This is a genomic window from Agromyces sp. P2_B3 (assembly GCF_056404815.1).
Genome location: NZ_JBFUDH010000001.1, coordinates 455076 through 475064, shown reverse-complemented (window position 1 = coordinate 475064; position 19989 = coordinate 455076). Strand labels below are relative to the sequence as shown.

The 19989-nt window shown below is 70.8% G+C and carries 16 protein-coding genes; 13 read left to right on the top strand and 3 right to left on the bottom strand.

Annotated elements, in window-relative coordinates; all coding sequences use genetic code 11:
- The first annotated feature begins 45 nt into the window (after nucleotides 1-45).
- Entirely contained in the window at nucleotides 46-321 is a 276-nt protein-coding gene (locus AC1DZA_RS02175; RefSeq protein WP_476771534.1) for a hypothetical protein, read from the top strand.
- Here the strand turns inward: AC1DZA_RS02175 and AC1DZA_RS02170 are convergent.
- Entirely contained in the window at nucleotides 269-1291 is a 1023-nt protein-coding gene (locus AC1DZA_RS02170; protein WP_476771533.1) for a PHP domain-containing protein, read from the bottom strand. The genes AC1DZA_RS02175 and AC1DZA_RS02170 overlap by 53 nt on opposite strands.
- A gap of 122 nt (nucleotides 1292-1413) precedes the next feature.
- Here AC1DZA_RS02170 and AC1DZA_RS02165 point away from each other — a divergent pair, with 122 nt between their 5' ends.
- Nucleotides 1414-2388 (top strand): LacI family DNA-binding transcriptional regulator, encoded by a 975-nt coding sequence (locus AC1DZA_RS02165; protein ID WP_476771532.1) that lies wholly within the window; start codon nucleotides 1414-1416, stop codon nucleotides 2386-2388.
- Nucleotides 2389-2513: 125 nt separating this feature from the next.
- On the opposite strand, the gene AC1DZA_RS02160 is transcribed toward AC1DZA_RS02165, so the two are convergent.
- Together AC1DZA_RS02160 and AC1DZA_RS02155 are read right to left on the bottom strand one after the other, a co-directional pair.
- Nucleotides 2514-4406 carry an adenylyl cyclase gene (locus AC1DZA_RS02160; RefSeq protein ID WP_476771531.1) on the bottom strand — a complete coding sequence of 631 codons (1893 nt, stop codon included), beginning with the start codon at nucleotides 4404-4406 and terminating at the stop codon, nucleotides 2514-2516.
- A 159-nt stretch (nucleotides 4407-4565) separates the two neighbouring features.
- Nucleotides 4566-5606, bottom strand: a complete 1041-nt coding sequence (locus AC1DZA_RS02155) for a zinc-dependent alcohol dehydrogenase family protein (RefSeq protein WP_476771530.1) — start codon at nucleotides 5604-5606, stop codon at nucleotides 4566-4568.
- Nucleotides 5607-5810: 204 nt separating this feature from the next.
- On the opposite strand from AC1DZA_RS02155, the gene AC1DZA_RS02150 reads away from it, so the two are divergent.
- The 11 genes from AC1DZA_RS02150 to AC1DZA_RS02100 all read left to right on the top strand — a co-directional run bounded on the left by AC1DZA_RS02150 (nucleotide 5811) and on the right by AC1DZA_RS02100 (nucleotide 19987).
- Entirely contained in the window at nucleotides 5811-6818 is a 1008-nt protein-coding gene (locus AC1DZA_RS02150) for an EamA family transporter (protein WP_476771529.1), read from the top strand.
- Nucleotides 6761-7465, top strand: a complete 705-nt coding sequence (locus tag AC1DZA_RS02145; RefSeq protein WP_476771528.1) for an alpha/beta fold hydrolase — start codon at nucleotides 6761-6763, stop codon at nucleotides 7463-7465. The genes AC1DZA_RS02150 and AC1DZA_RS02145 overlap by 58 nt, the downstream gene beginning before the upstream one ends.
- A gap of 359 nt (nucleotides 7466-7824) precedes the next feature.
- Nucleotides 7825-9348 carry a sugar transferase gene (locus tag AC1DZA_RS02140; protein WP_476771527.1) on the top strand — a complete coding sequence of 508 codons (1524 nt, stop codon included), beginning with the start codon at nucleotides 7825-7827 and terminating at the stop codon, nucleotides 9346-9348.
- A complete protein-coding gene (locus AC1DZA_RS02135) occupies nucleotides 9348-9836 on the top strand; it encodes an FAD synthase family protein (protein WP_476771526.1) in 489 nt (162 codons plus the stop codon). The genes AC1DZA_RS02140 and AC1DZA_RS02135 overlap by 1 nt, the downstream gene beginning before the upstream one ends.
- A gap of 4 nt (nucleotides 9837-9840) precedes the next feature.
- The gene (gene gmd / locus AC1DZA_RS02130) at nucleotides 9841-10959 is read left to right on the top strand and encodes a GDP-mannose 4,6-dehydratase (RefSeq protein ID WP_476771525.1); all 1119 of its coding nucleotides are present in this window, start codon (nucleotides 9841-9843) and stop codon (nucleotides 10957-10959) included.
- A 2-nt stretch (nucleotides 10960-10961) separates the two neighbouring features.
- Nucleotides 10962-11960 carry a GDP-L-fucose synthase family protein gene (locus tag AC1DZA_RS02125; protein WP_476771524.1) on the top strand — a complete coding sequence of 333 codons (999 nt, stop codon included), beginning with the start codon at nucleotides 10962-10964 and terminating at the stop codon, nucleotides 11958-11960.
- On the top strand, nucleotides 11957-12661 hold the full coding sequence (locus AC1DZA_RS02120) for a hypothetical protein (protein WP_476771523.1): 705 nt from the start codon (nucleotides 11957-11959) through the stop codon (nucleotides 12659-12661). The genes AC1DZA_RS02125 and AC1DZA_RS02120 overlap by 4 nt, the downstream gene beginning before the upstream one ends.
- Nucleotides 12662-12732: 71 nt before the next feature.
- Nucleotides 12733-16359, top strand: a complete 3627-nt coding sequence (locus tag AC1DZA_RS02115; protein ID WP_476771522.1) for a fibrinogen-like YCDxxxxGGGW domain-containing protein — start codon at nucleotides 12733-12735, stop codon at nucleotides 16357-16359.
- 58 nt (nucleotides 16360-16417) lie between these two features.
- Nucleotides 16418-17110 (top strand): CDP-alcohol phosphatidyltransferase family protein, encoded by a 693-nt coding sequence (locus AC1DZA_RS02110; protein WP_476771521.1) that lies wholly within the window; start codon nucleotides 16418-16420, stop codon nucleotides 17108-17110.
- Nucleotides 17107-18489, top strand: coding sequence for a hypothetical protein (locus AC1DZA_RS02105; protein WP_476771520.1), 1383 nt, complete (start codon nucleotides 17107-17109; stop codon nucleotides 18487-18489). Before AC1DZA_RS02110 ends, AC1DZA_RS02105 begins: the two co-directional genes overlap by 4 nt.
- On the top strand, nucleotides 18479-19987 hold the full coding sequence (locus AC1DZA_RS02100; RefSeq protein WP_476771519.1) for an oligosaccharide flippase family protein: 1509 nt from the start codon (nucleotides 18479-18481) through the stop codon (nucleotides 19985-19987). Before AC1DZA_RS02105 ends, AC1DZA_RS02100 begins: the two co-directional genes overlap by 11 nt.
- Nucleotides 19988-19989 lie beyond the last annotated feature (2 nt).

Sequence of the window (19989 nt, the reverse complement as noted above, 5' to 3'; positions counted from 1 at the left end):
TGTCAAGGGGCGGCGGCGAGCGCCCGCCCATGTCACGCTGCAGGCATGGACACCCAGGACGCACCCATCGAAGACGGTCACGACGAGGCCACCAGCGACGAGAAGATCGAAGGGGTCGCGCAGCAGATGCGGGGCGACGACCAGCTCGGCCACGTCGACGACCTGCGCTCGATGGCGAGGCAGCGCCTGGCCGAGGCGGGCCTGCCGGTCGACGACGCGACCATCGACGCCGTGGTGGACGCCGTCAGGCGGCCCTGGCAGGACGCGCCTAGCGCTTCGCCGCCGCCCACTCCAGCAGGCGATCGGCCGGCCACGTCGTGACGATGCGCTCGGCAGGCACGCCGTTGGCCTCCGCCCGGGCGGCGCCGAGGTCGAGGAACGAGAAGTGGCCCGGCGCGTGCGCGTCGGTGTCGATGCTGAAGAGGCATCCGGCCTCGAGTGCGAGCTGGATCAGGTCGTCGGGCGGGTCCTGACGCTCGGGCCGGGAGTTGATCTCGATCGCCACGTGGTGCTCGGCGCACGCCGCGAACACGGCCTTCGCGTCGAACGTCGACTGCGGCCGCGTGCCGCGCGAGCCCTCGACGAGGCGGCCCGTGCAGTGGCCCAGCACGTTCATGCGCGGGTCGGCGATGGCGCCCAGCATCCGCTGGGTCATCTCGCGGGACTCGGTGCGCAGCTTCGAGTGCACGCTCGCGACCACCACGTCGAGCCGGTCGAGCATCTCGGGCGACTGGTCGAGCGTGCCGTCGAGCAGGATGTCGGTCTCGATGCCCGAGAGCAGCCGGATGCCGCCGCTCGCCTCGTTCGCCGCGTCGAGCTCGTCGAGCACCTCGAGCTGCTGTGCCAGCCGCTCGGCGCTCAGCCCGTTGGCGATCGTCAGGTTCGGCGAGTGATCGCTGATCACGAGGTACTCGAGACCCACGAGCTGCGCGGCGCGGGCCATCGTGCCGATCGGCGTGGTGCCGTCGGACCACTCGGTGTGGCTGTGCAGGTCGCCCTTGAGCTGTGCGCGCAGCCCGGCCGCGGGGACCGCCGGGCCGTGCTTCTCGCGGAGGTCGGCGAGGTAGGACGGCACGTCGCCGTCGACGGCCTCGGCGATCACCGCGTAGGTCGTGTCGCCGATGCCCTTCGTGCGCTTCAGGCGACCGTCGTGCACCCGGGCCGCGAGCTCCTCGGCGGAGTAGGCGCCGATCACATCGGCCGCCCGCCGGAACGCCTTGGACTTGAACGACGATGCGCGGTCGCGCTCCAGCAGGAAGGCGATCTCCTCGAGTGCGGCCACGGGATCCATCTGCCCATTCTGGCCCGGGGGCGTGCGCGGCGACACCCTGCGACGACGGTTCCGGATGCCTCGCGCCGACGCATCGCCGCGCGCGCGACTAGGGTGCAGGCAGGCGAGGATCCGGAGGTGCCGTGGGTGGAGTGACGAGTGCGGATGTCGCACGCGAGAGCGGGGTGTCCCGGACGACGGTGAGCTACGTGCTCAACGACAAGGCGGGCGTCTCGGTGTCGCCGTCGACCCGACGGCGAGTGCTCGAGACCGCGGCACGGCTCGGCTACGCGCCCTCGGCGGCCGCCCGGGCCCTGCGCAGCGGACGCAGCGACCTCGTGCTCTGCGTGCTGCCCGACTGGCCGGTCGGCCCCGTCGTGGAGACGATGCTCGACCACCTCGCCGACGAGCTCGCCGAGCGCGACCTCTCGGTACTCGTGCACCACGTGCGCGGCGATCGCCCCCTCGCCCACCTGTGGCGGGCCGTCACCCCGCGCACGGTGGTCGGGCTCGCGCCGTTCGACCCCGAGGACGTGCGGGCGATGCGGCAGGCGGGCATCCAGGTCGTGGGCGACGACGTCGATGCGACCGAGGCGGCGGCGCTCGAGGATCCGCAGCCGCGCATCGGACGGATGCAGGCCGGGCGGCTCATCGCGCGTGGCTGCCGCCGCCTCGGCTACGCCACGACCGACGACCGGCGGGTCGCGGACTTCGCGGAGCGGCGGCTCGCCGGCGTGCGTGCGGCGTGCGTCGAGCACGGGCTCGCCGAGCCGCTCGTGATTCCGGTGCGCGTCGACCCCGAGTCGGCGGCGTCAGCCGTCGCCGCCTGGACGCAGGCCGACGTCGACGGGGTCGCCGCCTACAACGACGAGGTCGCGTTCGCCGTGCTCGCGGGCGCGAGGGATGCCGCGCTGGCGGTGCCCGCCGACCTCGCCGTCATCGGCGTCGACGACGTGCCGCTCGCCGCGCTCGCGTCGCCGCCACTCACGACCGTGACCCAGTCGATCGAGCACGAGGCGTCGTACTTGGCGGCGTGCGTGCTCGCCGCACTCGACGGCGCGGCTCCCCCGACCCGGCCGCATGACCCGCCGACGCTCGTCGCGCGCGAGTCCGCGTAGCGGCGCCGGCAGGACGCGAATCGCCGGCGACGACCGGCCCCGGGGCATCCGGAGCGGTCATCGCCGGCGACTCGACGTGCAGTGCGTCAGCGCGTCAACGAGTCAACGCGTCAGTGCGTCCCGCGTCACGGCAGCGGGTAGTCCGTGACGTACTGGGGCGTGCCGATCACCGAGGTGTCGGCCGTGCCGCCGTACCCGTTCACGACGTGCTCGATGACTCCGGCGCTGAGGTTCACCGTCATGATGTGGTGCAGTGAGATGCCCTCGCCCTCGGGCGTCTCGAACCCGTTCGCGGTGACGATTGACGGGGTGTTCTGGTTGAACACGTAGACGCCGGCGCCGTAGAGCGCATGCTCGGTCACGTCGTCGGCCACCTTGTAGCCGGGGTAGCCGAGCGTGCCGTCGGGCTGCGTCCAGTCCGCCTGGGTGGGCGGGTCGTAGGGCAGCTCGTTCTGGTAGAGCACCGTCGTGCCCCGCTCGCCGTTCCAGACCGTGTTGTACGTCTGGAAGTGCTCGACGAACAGGCCGGTCGCGGTGACGTCGTCGCCGTTCACGACCACGCCGACCCGCCCGGTGTTCGTGTTCCAGCGGTCGGTGTCGCCGTTCACGCCGTTCGTGAAGCCCTCGACGCCGTGGTCGCCGCGCCACACCCAGGTGTGGTCGATGAGCACGTGGTCGCTGTTCACGACGAGTGCGGTGTCGGCCTTGCCGATGTGCGGGCCGCCGACGCGGAAGTACACGTCGGAGAGCGTGATCGGGTTGGCCGGGTCGAGCTGCTTCGCGTGGCCCTTGCCGGGCTGTCCGACCTGCAGCAGCACGGGCGACTCGACCGTGCCGGCGTCGATCGTGACGCCGGCGACCACGATGCCGGGCGCGTCGTGCACCTTGAGCGGCACGGCGCCGTCGATCGCCGTGAGCGTCGCGTGGCCCATGCCGAGCACGACGGTGTCGGCGCGCTTCACGTTGATGCTGCTCGCGATGTCGTACACGCCGGGGGTGAGCAGCAGGTGCTTGCCCTTCGCGAGGGCGGAGTTGATCGAGCCGACCGAGTCGCCCGGCTTGGCGATGTGGAAGTCGGTGATCGGGATGGTGCGTCCGGGCGTCTCGCCGTCGGCCCACGTGATGCCCCGGGTTCCGGTGCTCGCCGAGGGCACGCGCACGGCGTAGCGTCCGCTCTCGTCGACGAAGAGGTAGGGCTTCTCGCGGCTCACGGGCGTCTCGTCGAGCGTCGTGTACGGCGGGTTCGGGAAGGCCGCGTCATCCGGTGCGCCCTCGACCCCCGAGAACACCTGGTTCCAGACTGCGTTCGACCAGCCCGCCACCGCGCTGTCGCGGGTGAGCCACTGCTGCTGGGAGCCGCTGATCACGAACGGCAGGCGCGAGTCGGCGATGAAGCCGCCGCTCGCGTACTGGGGGCCCGCGGTGCAGTAGTCCATGAGCGAGAGGTTGCCGCCCGAGATGTCGAGGCGCCGCATCGACACCGCCTGCGACACGGCCCAGAAGTTCGCCGACCCGCGGCATCCGTCCTGGCCGGTACCGTTCACCTGGAGCGACAGGTTCGAGATCGTGCGCCAGAAGTTGACGAGCGCGAGGCAGTTCGACGTGCCGCCGTCGGCGAGGCAGCGGTTGTAGACCTCGATCTTGCCGGTCACGTCGACGTCGTCGGGCGAGGCGCCGAGCCCGGCGATCTCGGTGTAGTAGCCGACGCGCGCCTGCAGCGGGTCTGCGGCGGTGCCGTAGGCGCCGGGCAGGAAGAGCACGCTGTGCCGGGCGGTCGACATCTCGGCGTCGACCTGTGCGTCGGCGAGGTCGTCGAGCATGGCCTGCACCTCGTCCTGCGGGGTGTCGGGCGAGACGATCGCCACGTTCGGCCCGAAGTCGGGTGCGAAGGGATCGATCTGCTGGCCGGGCGCGGCGTTGGCGGCGCCCGCGGCGCCGGCGACGGTGATCACCGCCGTGACGGCGAGTGCCGTGGCGATGCGTCGCGACCGGCGCGCGCGTCGTGATGTGGTGCTCATTCGGTCGTGTCCTCCTCGTCGAGGGTGAGCGCGCACCACGCACGGCCGGGCGTCGTCGCTGACGTCGTCGTGGCACGTGACGCGGTGAGTGACTCGTGTCACCTGATGGCGTACCGCTCAGGTTAGGGAACGCCGGGCGTTCCCACAAGGGGGTGCGAGCTACAGCTCGACGACGGTCATGCCCGACCCGGATGCGCCGGCCGTGCCCATCGCGTCGAGCGCCGCGGGCACCTCGTCGAGCGTGATGCGGCGACCGACGAGCTCGATGGGGCGGAAGTCGCCCGACGCGACCGCGCCGAGCATCGACGGGTACTCGTGGGCCGCCATGCCGTGGCTGCCGAGGATCTCGAGCTCGCCGGCGATGACCGCGTCCATCGGCATCGCGGCGAGCGCGCTGTCGCCGAACATGAGGCCGATCTGCACGTGGCGGCCGCGCTTCTTCAGGCTCCGCACCGAGGCGAACGACGTCTCGCCGCTCCCGAACGCGTCGACCGACACGTCGACGCCGCCGGATGCCTCGAGGATGCGTTCGGCCGCGCCCTCGCCGCCGCGCACCGGCACCGCGCCCAGCTTCTCGGCGGCGTCGAGGGCCGCGTCGGAGACATCCACCCCGAAGACCTTCACGCCCGCCGCGACGGCGATCATGATCGCCGAGAGGCCGACGCCGCCGCATCCGTGCACCGCGATCTGCTCGCCCGGAGCGAGCCGGCTGCGCGACACGATGGCGCGGTAGGCGGTGGCGAACCGGCAGCCGAGCGACGCCGCCTCGACGAAGCCGAGCGAGTCGGGCAGCCGGATGAGGTTGAGCGCGGCCTCGTCGACCGCCACGAGCTCGGCGAACGAGCCCCAGTGCGTGAACCCCGGCTGGGACTGCGCGTCGCACACCTGCTCGTTGCCGGCGAGGCATTCGGGGCAGCGGCCGCAGGCGCAGATGAAGGGTGCGGTGACGCGGTCGCCGACCTTCCAGCCGGCCCCGGGGTCGACCTCGGAGCCGAGCTCGGCGATCTCGCCGGCGAACTCGTGGCCGGGCACGTGGGGCAGCACGACGGTGTCGTCGTGGCCCATCCAGGCGTGCCAGTCGCTGCGGCAGACGCCGGTGGCGCGCACGCGGACCACGGCGCCGCGCGGCGGGCACGCGGGTTCGGGAACGTCCGCGAGGGTGGGCTGCTCACCGAAGGCGTTCACGAGCACGGCGCGCACAGGGCTCCTCCGATTCGGGTCGACGGATGTCGCGGCGGCTCGGGTTCGGGTGGCCGGGCGGATGCCGCGGGGCGGGCACCCGTCGCAGCCGGTCGCCCGCGACATCCGCGAGCCTACCGGCCCGCGACGGGGTGCGAGGCACGGGCGGAGCGCCGCCAGTCAGCGACTTCCCCCGCCTCGTCACGGATTGTGTAACAATATGGGATGCGATTCGTGGTGGCCGTGCTGCTCGCGTCGGTGTGCTTCGGCACGACGGGGACCGCGCAGGCCCTCGGGCCCGACGCGAGCGCCGCCTCCGTGGGCGCCGCGCGCATCCTCATCGGCGGCGGTGCGCTCGGACTCCTCGCCCTCGGCCTCCACTTCGCCGGGCGTCGACGCGGTGCGACGGGGACATCCACCGCATCGACGCCCGGCGTCGGCACGCGGCATCCGCTGCCCTCATGGGTCATCGTGGCCATCGGGGCCGCCGGCGTGCTCGCCTACCAGCCCGCCTTCTTCGCGGGCACCGCGACGAACGGCGTCGCGGTCGGCACCGTCGTCGCGCTCGGCTCGGCGCCGGTCATCACCGGGGCCGTCGACTGGATGCTGCGGCGGCGGTATCCCGGCCACCGCTGGCTCGTCGCCACCGCGATCGCCACCGCGGGCGTCGCGATCCTGGCCACCGCGACCGACGCGGGCCACGCCGCGGCCGACCCGCTCGGGCTGCTCGCGTCGCTCGGCGCCGGCGCCTCGTATGCCGTCTACACGCTCGCGGCCAAGGCGCTGCTCGACCTCGGGTGGACGCCGACGGGCAGCATGGGCGCCCTCTTCGGCACGGCGGCGATGGTGAGTGCCCCGATGCTCGCGATGACGGATGCCGCCTGGCTGGCCACTGGGCCCGGACTCGCCATGGCCCTCTGGCTCGGGCTCGTCGCCACGACGCTCGCGTACGTGCTGTTCGGAGCAGGCCTGCGTGGGCTCGCCCCCGCCACCGTGTCGACGCTGACCCTCGCCGAGCCGCTCACCGCAGGGGTCCTCGGGGTCGCCGTGCTCGGCGAGACGCTGACCGCGGGCGGCGTGGTCGGGCTCGTGGTGCTCGCCGCCGGCATCGTGGTGCTCGCCACCGGCGGGGCGCGGAGGGCACCCGTGTCGGCGGCCCCCAGTAGCGTCGAGCCATGGACCTCATCCTCATTCCCGGCTTCTGGCTCGACGCGTCCTCGTGGGAGCGCGTGACACCGGTGATCGAGGAGGCCGGGCACCGGGTGCACCCGGTCACGCTGCCGGGCCTGGAGTCCGTCACCGCCGACCGCGCGGGCATCGGACTGCTCGAGCACATCGACGCGGTCGTGCGGCTCGTCGACACGTTCGACGAGCGCACCCCGCTCGTGCTCGTGGGGCACTCGGGCGGCGGGGCCGTGGCGCACGGCGTGGCCGACGCACGACCCGACCGCATCCACCGGGTGGTCTACGTCGACGCGGGGCCGCTCGCCGGCGGCAGCGCCGTGAACGACGGACTCCCGATCGTCGACGGCGAGATCCCGCTGCCCGACTGGTCGGAGTTCGACGACGCCGACCTCGTCGACCTCGACGAGGGGCTCCGTGAGGAGTTCCGGGCGCGCGCGATCCCCGAGCCGGTCGGCGCCGCCTACGACCCGATCACGCTCGCCGACGAGCGTCGCTACGACGTGCCCATCACCGTCATCGCGTGCGAGTTCCCGAGCGCCGCCCTCGTCGAGTGGATCGCGGCAGGGTCGCCCTTCACGGCCGAGCTGGCCAAGGTGAAGCACGTCGACTACGTCGACCTGCCCACCGGCCACTGGCCCCAGTTCACCAAGCCCGTGCAGCTCGGGCAGGCGATCGTCGCGGCGCTCGCCGGCTGAATCGCGTACCCCCGAGTCACTGCCGCTCGGCGAAACGACGAATCCTCGTCAATTGAGCACGTGCGGGTCAACCCCCTCGTCGCCCCCCGTTCTGGGTAACGCGCCAAGGCGGTTGCACGCGTAACGTCGATGACACATCTCTCCCCTGTGAGATGAACTCATCCTTCCCCTGGGATGGCACACCGCACGACCAGCTGCCGTATCCTGCACGACAGCAGGCCGCTTCCAACCGGTCCCCTCCGGTCATTCTTCGAATCCCGAGTCCCCAATCGAAGAAGCACGATGAAGCCTGCAACCTGTCGGCGACCTCGCCGACCCTTGAACATCCGCACATTCTCCAGCCGACTCCGGTCGCGAGCATGAGCGGCCTCCCGTCGAGGATCACGCCCGCCGCACCGGCGCCGACCTCCGACGCCGAAGACCGACGTGCCGTCGCGACATCCGACCGCGTCTGGTCGGCCTCCGGCCTGCGGTGGGCGCGCCGCTATCGCGATCGGCTGCGGTTCACCGACGTCTCTGTCGTCGTGGCCGCGACGCTCGCGGCCGTCACGGTGCGGATCATGGTGCTCGGGCCGCCGGTCGCGGCCGACGGGTGGCTCCAGCCGGCGGGCATCCCGGTCATCACCGCGGCGATCTGGCTCATGGCGCTCAGCGCCTTCCGCTCGCGGGATCCGCACGTGATCGGCGTGGGCGCAGCCGAGTACAAGCGCGTGCTCAACGCCACCGCGACCGCCTTCGGGCTCGGCGCCATCCTGCTCCTCGTCCTCCCCGAGACCCCCGGCGCGCGCTGGTACCTCCTCGTCGCCGCCCCGACCGGCGCGATCGCCCTGCTGGTCGGTCGCTGGAAGTGGCGACGGTGGCTCTTCCTCCAACGCCGACGAGGCAATTACCTCTCCCGAGCGATCGTGGTCGGCGCGCGCCACGACGTCGAATACGTCGCCCGGCAGATCGCACGCGACGCCGGAGCCGGGTTCGTCGTGGTCGGCGCGGCGGTCGACGACGACCGCACGGAACTGACGGTGGCGGGGAGCAGCATCCCCGTCGTCTCAGGCACCGCCGGCGCCGCCACCGCCGCGTCGGCCCACCACGCCGACGCCGTGATCGTCACCGGGCAGTACGGCGACGGCGGCGACGCGATCCGGCAGCTGAGCTGGGATCTCGAGGGCACCGCGACCGAGCTGGTCCTTTCGTCGCGGCTCACCGACGTCGCCGGGCCGCGGGTCCACTTCCGACCCGTCGAAGGCCTGCCGCTCCTCCACGTCGAGATCCCGACCTTCGCCGGGTGGCGCCATGCGGTCAAGCGCACCTTCGACATCGCGTTCTCGGGCACGGCGCTCCTGCTGCTCTCCCCGCTCATGCTCATCATCGCGCTGCTGGTGCGGCTCGACAGCCCAGGTCCGATCCTGTTCCGGCAGACCCGGTGCGGGCGGGATGGCCAGACGTTCGAGATGCTGAAGTTCCGCTCCATGGTGCAGACCGCCGAACGGGACCTCGAGGGACTGCTCGACCAGAACGAGGGCTCGGGCGTGCTCTTCAAGCTCCGCAACGATCCGCGCGTCACGCGCATCGGCCGGAAGCTGCGCTCGCACTCGCTCGACGAGCTGCCCCAGTTCTGGAACATCCTCGTCGGCGACATGAGCGTCGTCGGACCGCGGCCGCCACTCGTCGCCGAGGCGGAGTGCTACGAGAAGAAGGTGAAGCGTCGGCTGATGATCAAGCCCGGCCTCACGGGCCTCTGGCAGATCAGCGGGCGCTCCGACCTGAGCTGGGAGGAGAGCGTCCGGCTCGACCTCTACTACGTCGAGAACTGGTCGCTCCTCGGCGACCTCATGATCGTGTGGCGCACGGTGAAGACGGTGCTTCGTCCGAAGGGGGCGTACTGATGGCCGACATCGACCAGACCGTCGCGCGCCCCGAGGGTGCGCGCATCGGCTACGCCGGGGGCGCCTTCGACCTCTTCCACATCGGCCACCTCAACATCCTCAAGCACGCGCGCAGCGCCTGCGACTACCTCGTGGCCGGCGTCGTCGCCGATGAGGCGCTCGTGGCGACCAGGGGCCACGGCCCGATCGTCCCGCTCAGCGAGCGGCTCGAGATCGTCCGGCACATCTCGTTCGTCGACGAGGCGTACCCCGAGACCGCACTCGACAAGCTCGAGACGTGGAACGAGGTCCGGTTCGACATCTACTTCAAGGGCGACGACTGGAAGGGCACACGACGTGGTCGCGACCTGGAGCGGGCCTTCGCGAAGGTCGGGGTGGAAGTCGTGTACTTCCCTTACACGGTGACGACCTCGAGCACCATCCTCCGGCGGGCGCTGTCCGCACTCCAGGAGCCCGAGGCTCCCGAGCGCACCGAGGGCGAGGGCTGACACCATGGCCAAGCGCGCACTCATCACGGGCATCACGGGCCAGGACGGCTCGTACCTCGCCGAGTTCCTCTTGGAGCGAGGGTACGAGGTGCACGGCATCAAGCGCCGGTCCTCCCAGTTCAACACGCAGCGGATCGACCACATCTACCAGGACCCGCACGCCGAGGATGCACAGCTGTTCCTCCACTACGGCGACCTCACCGACGCGTCGAACATCACCAGGATCGTGCGGGACGTCGAACCCGACGAGATCTACAACCTCGGCGCGCAATCGCATGTCGCCGTCAGCTTCGAGGAGCCCGAGTACACGGCCGACGTCAACGCCCTCGGCACCCTGCGGCTGCTCGAGGCGGTTCGACTCCTTCGCATGGACGACGTTCGGTTCTACCAGGCCTCGACCTCCGAGCTGTTCGGGAAGGTGCAGGAGGTGCCGCAGCGGGAGTCGACCCCGTTCTACCCTCGGTCGCCGTATGCCGCGTCGAAGCTCTTCGCCTACTGGATCACGGTGAACTACCGCGAGTCCTACGGCATGTACGCCTGCAACGGCGTGCTCTTCAACCACGAGTCCCCCCGGCGTGGAGAGACCTTCGTGACGCGCAAGGTGACCCGCGCCGTCGCGAACATCGCCCAGGGCCTCGAGCGCTGCCTGTACCTCGGCAACCTCGACGCCCGACGCGACTGGGGGCATGCGCGCGACTACGTGCGCCTGCAGTGGATGATGCTGCAGCGCGAGGAGCCGAAGGACTTCGTGATCGCGACGGGCATCCAGCACTCGGTCCGCCAGTTCGTGCGATGGGCCGCCGAGGAGGTCGGAGTCACCCTGCGCTTCGAGGGCTCGGGACTCGGCGAGGTCGGCGTGGTCGACGAGGTCATCGGCGACGACGCACCGGGTGTGGCGCCCGGCGACGTCATCGTGCGAGTGGACCCCCGGTACTTCCGGCCCGCCGAGGTGGAGACCCTGCTCGGCGATCCGACGAAGGCGAAGCTCGAGCTCGGCTGGATGCCCGAGATCGGTGTCCGCGAGCTCTGCGCCGAGATGGTCGCCGCCGATCTCGACGTCGCCAAGCAGACCGCGCTGCTGAAGTCGCTCGGCTACCCGACACTGGTCACCGCGGAGGGATGAGCATGCACCCCACCGACCTCCGAATCTTCGTCGCCGGACACCGCGGAATGGTGGGCTCGGCGATCGAGCGGCGCCTTCGTTCGCTGGGCTATGCCGAGATCATCACACGCACCCGCGCCGAACTCGACCTCACCGACCAGGCCCGGGTCCAGCGGTTCTTCGCGAGCGAGCACATCGACCAGGTCGTCCTGGCCGCGGCGAAGGTGGGCGGCATCTACGCGAACAGTATGCTGCCCGCCGACTTCGTCTACGAGAACCTGATGATCGAGGCCAATGTGATCTGGGCCGCTCACGCCCACGACGTCGATCGACTGCTCTTCCTCGGCTCATCGTGCATCTATCCCAAGTTCGCCACCCAGCCGATGGTCGAGGAGGCGCTGCTCACCGGTCCTCTCGAGCCGACGAACGAGCCCTACGCGGTCGCGAAGATCGCCGGGATCACCCTCTGCGCGAGCCTCCGCACGCAGTTCGGCCGCGACTACCGGGCCATCATGCCGACGAACCTCTACGGTCCGGGCGACAATTACCACCCCACGCGGAGCCACGTCATCCCAGGACTCATCCGTCGCTTCCATGAGGCCCGCGAGACCGGCGCCCCGGAAGTCGTCATCTGGGGGACGGGCGAGCCACGGCGGGAGTTCCTGCACGTGGACGACCTCGCCCGAGCGAGCGTGCACGTCATGGAACGACCTCGGTCCGAGTTCGACGAGGTGCTCGGCGGAACGCTCGCGCACCTCAACGTGGGCACGGGCGTCGACCTCACGATCCGCGAACTCGCCGGCCTCGTCGCCGATGCGGTCGGGTTCGAGGGCCGACTCGAGTTCGACCCGACGATGCCCGACGGCACGCCCCGCAAGCTGCTCGACGTCTCCCGCGTCACCGCGCTCGGTTGGAGCGCGTCGATCCCGCTGACCGACGGCCTCCGCTCGACCGTCGACGACTTCCGCCTCCAGCACGCGGCCCTCGCCGCCACCGTCGACCCCCTCGGGAGCACGCCATGACCCCACGCCGCCTCGACGATGACCTCCGTTCCGACGACGACCGCGGTCCCGAAGACGAGCTTCGGCCCCAGAACCCGCGTTCTCGTCGTACGGGCTGGATCATCGGCGCGGCCCTCGTCGCGGGCGGGGCGGTGATCGCCGGGGCGATCGCCCTCTCCGCGAACCTGACGCAGCCCCCGATCGACACCTCGGCGCAATCGACCGTCGAGCCCACGGAGGAACCGCCGCCGCCGCTCTCCGTCGCGACGCCCGAGCCGGCCCCCCTCGGCGATGAGGAGACCGCGACGGTCGCCGCCACGGTGGCGGTCGAGGATCTCGTGGCCGCAGGCAATGAGATCTTGCAGCGTGCCGACGGCGGCACCGAGGGGATCGACGCGATCGCGACGGGCTTCGTCCGCGGTGAACTCGAGGCGCTCGCCGTCGAGCGGAAGCAGCTCGGCTACACCCAGGTCGGCGCCGCCGAGGTCACCAGCGTCGCCGTCCGGTCCATCGACCTCACGTCCGCCCCTCCCACCGCCCTCCTCGAAGTCTGCGTCGACACCAGCGGACTCGACGTCCTCGACAGCGCCGGCAAGTCAGTCGGCGATCAGCTCTACCAGCCCGGACACCCGGTGCTGCACCTCTACGGCGCCGTCTTCACGGACGGCGTCTGGAGAATCTCGACCCACGAGATCCCCGATGGCGCCTCATGTCCCGAATGAGCAAGGAAACCCTGATGAACATCCACACCTCGCCCCGAACCCGACTCGGAGCACGAACGACGATCGCTCTCATGGCCACCGCCGCGATCGCGGCATCCCTGCTCATGTTCACCGGATCGCCCCCGTCACCCGCGGCGGCGGCCGAGCCGACGCCCGACGGGCTGAGTCAGCGCACCGCGGCCGGCTCCTGCTGGGAGGTGAAGCAGAACGTTCCCGCCTCACCCGACGGCGTGTACTGGCTGCTCACGCCCGCGCTGAAGGCGCCGGAGCAGTTCTACTGCGACATGACGACGAGCGGTGGCGGATGGGTCCTCGTCGGTCGGGGCCGCGAGGGCTGGAAGAACTACTACCACGGCCTGCGCACGCCCGACGTGCTCCGCAACACCGTGACCGGGCCCGATGCATTCACCGTGGCGCAGCTTCCGTCGCAGATGATCGACGGCCTGCTGAACAACGGCAAGGTGAGCGCCGTCCCCGACGGCATCCGGCTCCGTCGTGCGACCAACACGACCGGTACGACCTGGCAGGAGGCGCGGTTCACGATGCCCAAGCGGGACCGCTGGGTGTGGACGTTCCGGGGTGAGCACCCGGTCGGCACCTACCAGTTCGATGGGGTCGCCGGCTCCGGCGGCACGACCGCCAACTTCGGCAGCAACTCGCAGTTCCGGCGCGTCGACCAGGGCATCAGCGCGGCGCAGGGCTGGGTCGGCGGATTCTCCTTCGGCTCCCAGGTGCTCGGCCAGACCGCTGCCACCTCCTACCTCTACTCCGCGACGAACGGGCTCGGGGGCGCCCGTCCGTTCACGCAGGTCTACCTGCGTCCCCAGCTGCGGATCTCCCAGATGGACTTCGGCACGATCCCCGACGGCGGGGCGCCGGCGCAGACCCTCCGGGCACAGCCCGACAGCGATGCGCTTCGCACGGTGTGGGGCGTGACCGGCCAGGCGAACGGCGTGGACGGCGAGCTCAACACCGAGGTGGCCGCGTTCGGCCAGGTCGGGAACACCGTGTACGTGGGCGGCAACTTCCGCTACGTGCAGAAGTCGGCGACCTCCACGGGCACCAGCAAGATCGAGCGACCCTACCTCGCAGCGTTCGACGTGAACACCGGGGAGTTCAAGCCGACCTTCGTGCCGCAGTTGGACAACCAGGTGAAGTCCATCATCGGACTGCCCGACGGACGCCTGGCGGTCGGCGGCCAATTCACCACGGTGAACGGTCAACCGCATTCCGGCTTCGTGGTGCTCGACCCGGCCACGGGCCAGACCGCGCCCGGCTGGCAGGTCGACGTGGAGAACCGCACGGCGGGCGGAACCGTGCAGGTCCGTGGCTTCTCGCTCCAGGGCGGATTCCTCTACCTGTCTGGCTCGTTCACGCACCTCGTCGGATCGAACGGCGTGACCTCCAGCTCGTGGAACGGCGGCCGGATCAACCTCGCCGCCGGCGGGCCCGACAACCAGTGGAACCCGAACCTCAACGGCACCAGCGTCGGGGTCGAGGCCGCCGGCGACGGCACGCGGGCGTACTACTCGGGCTACTTCCGCCAGAGCGGGGCCACCCAGACGCTGAGCGACGCGGCCTTCCAGACCGCCAGCGGCGCGCCGCTGGTGCAGCCCCTGTGGGCCCCGCAGTTCAGCAAGCCCGGCACGAACTTCACGGGCAACATCTGGCAGCTCGGCGTCGCGGAGGCCGCCGGCAAGGTGTACTCGGGCGGATCCGAGCACAGCCTGTTCGGCTACGACCGCAACACGTTCACCCGAACGAGTGGGAGCATCACGAAGGCCGGCGGCGACTTCCAGGTGGTCGAGGCGAATGCCGACACCGTCTTCGGCGGATGCCACTGCGGTGACTTCTCCTACGAGAACGCCTTCGCGTGGTCGGATGTCGGCACGAACTGGACGCAGGGCGACAGCATCAACCTGTTCGGCGGGTGGGATGCCGCGACCGGCAAGTACCTCCAGGACTTCAACCCGATCACCCAGGCCCGTCGCGGGTTCGGCGTGTGGGCGATCTTCCAGGACTCGACTGGCACGCTGTGGGCGGGCGGAGACCTCCTGTACTCCACCCGGGCCGGACAGGTGAACCAGTGGGCGGCCGGCTTCTCGAGGTTCGCCCCGCGTGACGCGGCCGCGCCGTCGGCGCCGACGGCGTCGGTCACCCCGACGGATGCCACCCACGCCCTGCTGTCCTGGAGCGCCTCGACCGACAATCGCGGCGTCGCGAAGTACGAGGTGATCCGAGGGAACAAGGTCGTCGAGTCCACGACCGCGCAGGAGCTCTCCGTTCCCGTCGAGAGCGCGCCGGTGAAGTACTTCGTGCGTGCCGTCGATGCGGCCGGCAACCGCTCGGCGACGTCAGCGGTCGCTCTGGTGAACCCGCCGAGCGCGAGTGATCTCACCTTCGCGTCCACCGGTGATTCGTGGCGCTGGCGCTACGACTCCACGGCTTGGGCGACGAACTGGCGCGACATCGGCTACAACGACGGAGCCTGGTCGACCGGTGCGTCGTTCCTCGGATTCGGGTCTACGACCATCGCGACCGACATCTCGGTCGGAGCGCCGAGCCCGCGCCCGCTGAGCGCGCAGTTCCGCAAGGCGTTCACGGTGAGTGACCCAGCGACCGTGATCAACGGCGTCGTGTCCGTCGTCGCCGACGATGGCGTGGTGGTGTCCGTGAACGGCGTCGAGATCGGGCGGGCCAATATGCCGGCCGGCACGATCGGCCAGAACACGTTCGCCAGCGCCGCTCCGCGAACGACGGCCGCGGTATCCAGCCGCGTCCAGTTCACGGTGCCCAGCGGGCTGCTCGTCAGTGGGACGAACGTGATCGCCGCCTCGACGCATCTCAACTACCGCACGTCGCCCGACCTCAGCTTCGACCTGCGGTTCACGGCGAAGCGGGGCACGCCTGCGCCGCTCGCGGCACCGACCGTGACGGCGAGTGCGACGAGCTTCTCGACCGTCGACGTCTCGTGGACGCACCCCTCGCCCGGGAGCGTCACCGAGTACGCCGTGCGGCGGGACGGCGTCGAGGTGGCGCGCGTGCCGGGGTCGACGATGAGCTTCGCCGACAGCGGCTTGGCGGCATCGACGACCTACCAGTACAGCGTGGTCGCCATCGCGGGCGCCTCGACGTCGCCTGCCGGGACCGCACAGGTCACGACGCCTGCCGAACCGGTCGACCCGAACGTGACCCTCGTGCCGCAGACGGCGAACTGGCGCTGGGATTACGACGGCAGCGCGTGGGAGGCGGACTGGCAGCAATCGGGCTTCGACGACTCCTCGTGGGCCGTCGGCCCGGCCCCGCTGGGGTTCAACTCGACCGGTCTCGGCACCGACATCTCGGTGGGCGCGCCGTCTCCGCGCCCCTTGAGTGCCCGGTTCCGCAACACGTTCACCGTGAGCGACCCCAGCGCGCTCCAGACGGTCACGCTGCGGTTCGTGGCGAACGACGGCGCGATCGTCTTCCTCAACGGCACCGAGATCGGCCGCGCGAACCTCCCGGCCGGCACGATCAGCCAGTCGACGTTCGCGACGGCTGCACCTCGAACGAGCACGGCGGTGGCCAACCAGGTCGAAGTCGCGGTTCCTGCGGGCCTCCTGGTCGCAGGGACCAACGTCCTGACGGCGTCCACCCACCTCAACTACCGCACATCGCCCGACCTGAGCTTCCAGCTCGTCCTGTCGGCGACACGGTGACATGGCACCGGGACCCCGATTGACCACTGCAGGCGAACGACGGAACTACCGTGAGGCGGTGAGCCGGCTCGCGGCGGCGCAGAAGCCGGGCGCCGGAGTTCCCGCGTACCTCCGCTGGGTCAATCGGGGTCTCGGACGCCGTGCCGCTGCGGCCGCCTATGTCCTGCGGCTGTCCCCGAACCAGGTGACGCTCCTCAGCGGCATCCTGTCGCTTGCCGGCATGCTCGTGCTGGTGCTCGCGCCGCCCTCGCCGCCGGCGGCGATCGGCGCCTCGGCGCTGCTCCTCGGCGGATATGCGCTCGACTCGGCCGACGGCCAACTCGCGCGGCTCACGGGCTCCGGCTCCGTGGCGGGTGAATGGCTCGACCACGTCGTCGATGCCGCGCGATTGCCGCTGTTCCACGTCGCCGTCCTCGTCTTCCTGGTGCGCGCCGGTGAGCCGTTGGTCTTCGTGTCGACGGCCGCCGCGTTCGCCCTGCTGTCGTCGGTGTGGTTCTTCGCGCAGACCCTGGCGGAGAAGCTGTCAGCGGGCGGCGAGGCGCCACGACCGGATGCCCCGGTCTGGCTCTCCTTCGCGAAACTGCCGTACGACGTGGGAGTGACCTACCTCATCGTGGCGACGTCCGCCTGGATGCCGGTGTTCCTCACCGCATACGTGGCTCTGTTCCTGTTCACCGCGGGGGTCGCCGCGCTCTCGCTGGTCCGCAAGTACCGAGCGCTCCGCGCCGGAGTCCGGACTCCGGTCGCGTGACCGTCACCGTCGGCACGTCGGGACGAGCGGCCACGGCCGACGCCGGCGTCCGCGCTGCCGCGGGCGCGCGCGCCGGCTCGGGCGCGCACGTGGCCGCGGGAACGCGACCGGCGACGCAGCGCGAACTGCCTGCCTGGCCCATCCTCATCCTGCTGTGGGGGCTGCCTGCGTGGTGGGCGTTCGGCATGCTGCCCTTCTACCTGCTGGTCGTCTCCGTGCCGATGCTCGCCTACCTCGTCTATCGCGGGCGCGTCGAGCTCGTCCCGGGCACCATCCCCTGGCTGGCCTTCGTCGTCTGGATGCTGCCGTGCGCGCTCATGCTCGACTCACTGGGCCGGGTGCTGGGCTTCGGCATGCGCTTCGCCCAGTTCGCGGGTGTGGCCATCGCGCTCGTCTACCTCATCAACGCCCGCTCGACCCTGACGCCGCGGCGCGTGCTCGCGGGCCTCACCTTCACGTGGTTCTTCATCATCCTGGCGGGATACCTCGGCATCCTCTGGCCCGACGGGATCCTGACGTTCACGGTCGGGCGTCTCCTGCCCGGTGGGATCCTCGACAACGAGTACGTCAACGACCTCGTGTTCCCCAAGTTCTCCGAGGTCCAGGACCCATGGGGCGCTGAGGAACCGTTCGTGCGCCCATCGGCACCCTTCGCGTACACGAACGGCTGGGGCGCCGCGCTCGTGATCCTCACGCCCGCGGCGGTGGCCTGGGCGCTCGAGCGCGGCACGGCGCGCGCCCTGCTCCTCGTGCTCTTCGGCGCGGCGCTGGCGGTACCGCCGGCCGTGGCCTCGAGCAATCGTGGCCTGTTCATCGGCGTCGCCGTGGGCCTCGCGTACGTCGTCATCCGGTTGCTCCTGCGGGGCAAGTGGCTCGCGTTCCTCTGGGTGTGCGTCCTGAGCTCAGGTGTGATGTTCCTCTTGTCGATCTCGGGCGCACTCGAGGCGATCGTCGAGCGGCAGGAGGTCGTCGACACGACGCAGGGGCGGAGCCTGCTCTACGAGGAGACCTTCGCCCGCACGCTCGACTCGCCGATCCTCGGGTTCGGCGCACCCCGCCCCTCACTGACGAGCGAGATCACCATCGGCACCCAGGGCGCCCTGTGGAACACGATGTTCTGCTTCGGCTTCGTGGGACTCCTCCTCTTCGCCTGGTTCCTCCTCGGCGGCATCGCCCGCACGTGGTCGGCACCCAACACGGCGACCCTCTGGCTGCACGCCGCCGTGATCAGCGGCACCGTGGTCAGCGCCTTCTACGGACTCGACCGGCACATGCTCAGCCTCTGCCTCATCCTGGGCCTGCTGCTCCGGGAGCGGTACACGCCCGGTTCGAAGCTCTGGGTCCGCAAGCTCGACCATGGGCCACCGCATGCGCGTTGAACGCCTCGCGCGCAGCGGTCTGCTCAGCCTGATCGGATCGGTGGCATCCGCGCTCTCGGCGCTCGTCATCGCGGTCATCATCGGCAACGCGCTCGGCGCCTATGGCACCGGCCTCTTCTTCCAGGCGGTCGGCTTCTTCACCATCGCGAGCCAGGTGCTCCGGCTCGGGACCAACAGCAGCCTGGTGCGGACGATCTCCGAACACCAGGCGTTCGAGCGTCGCGGCGAGACCTGGCGCGTCGTCGTCATCGCCGTCATCCCCGTCGCCGTTCTGGGGATCATCGCCGGTGCGCTCGTGTGGGTGTGCTCGGAGCCGCTCGCGAACTGGCTCGCCTCGCCGGGCGAGAGCGCCCAGCTGCGGCCGTTCCTGGAGTTGATGGCGCCGTTCATCAGCGTGGGCGCGCTGCTCGCGGTGCTCCAGATCGCCTCCCGCATGGTCAACGGCATCTCGGCGTACACGCTCGTCCATACGATCGTCTACCCCGCCGTGCGACTCATCGCCGTGGGGGCGGTCGTGTACGCCGCGGGCACCGCGTTCACCGCGTTCGGCGCCTGGCTCGCGGTCATCCCGCTCTGGGTGATGGTGAGCGTCGGACTGCTCGCGTCGCCCCTGCGGCAGGACTGGCGACAGCGCGCCCGGGCGGTGGAGCCGCTCGGCGACGCGAGTGGCAGGTTCTGGCGCTTCAGCGCGACGAGGGCCGTCGGCGGTTCGCTCGAGATCCTCCTCGAATGGACGGACGTGCTCATCGTCGCGGCCATCGCCTCGCCGGGCGAGGCGGGCATCTACGCGGTCGTCACTCGCACGGTACGGGCGGGCCAGGTCGTCGACCGGGCGATGCGCCTCGCGGTGAGCCCGCGCATCTCGCGTCACCTGGCGAAGGGGGAGCTCGCGGAGACCCGGGAGCTGCACACGACCGTGACCCGGGCGATGATCCTCGTCAGCTGGCCCTACTACCTGACGCTCGCCATCATGGGGCCGTCGGTGCTCCTGGTGTTCGGCGCCGAGTTCGAGGGCGGCGCCGTGCCACTGCTCATCCTGAGTCTCACCATGCTCGTCACGTCCAGCGCCGGCATGTTGCAGAGCATCATCCTGCAGGGAGGCAGGAGCTCATGGCAGGTACTCAACAAGTCGATCGTGCTGGCCACCAGCGTCGCACTCAACCTCGCCCTCGTGCCGCTCGTGGGGATCATCGGCGCCGCGATCACGTGGGCCGTCGTCGGCCTCACCGATACCGGCATCGCCGCGTGGCAGGTGCACCGCAGGATGGGCGTGTGGTTGCGACCGCGTCCGTTGCTCCCGGCGATGCTCATCGCGAGCGGGGTCTTCGGGATCGGCATGGGCATCGTCCGCCTGACGCTCGGCACGTCGCTCGGTGCGCTGGTCGTCGGGCTCGCGGCCGTGGGCCTGGTGTACGCCGGCGCCCTCTGGCTGCTCCGCGGCCGGCTGGGCATCGTCGCACTCTGGAGGGAACTCCCGGTCCTCGGTCGCTTCGCCTGACC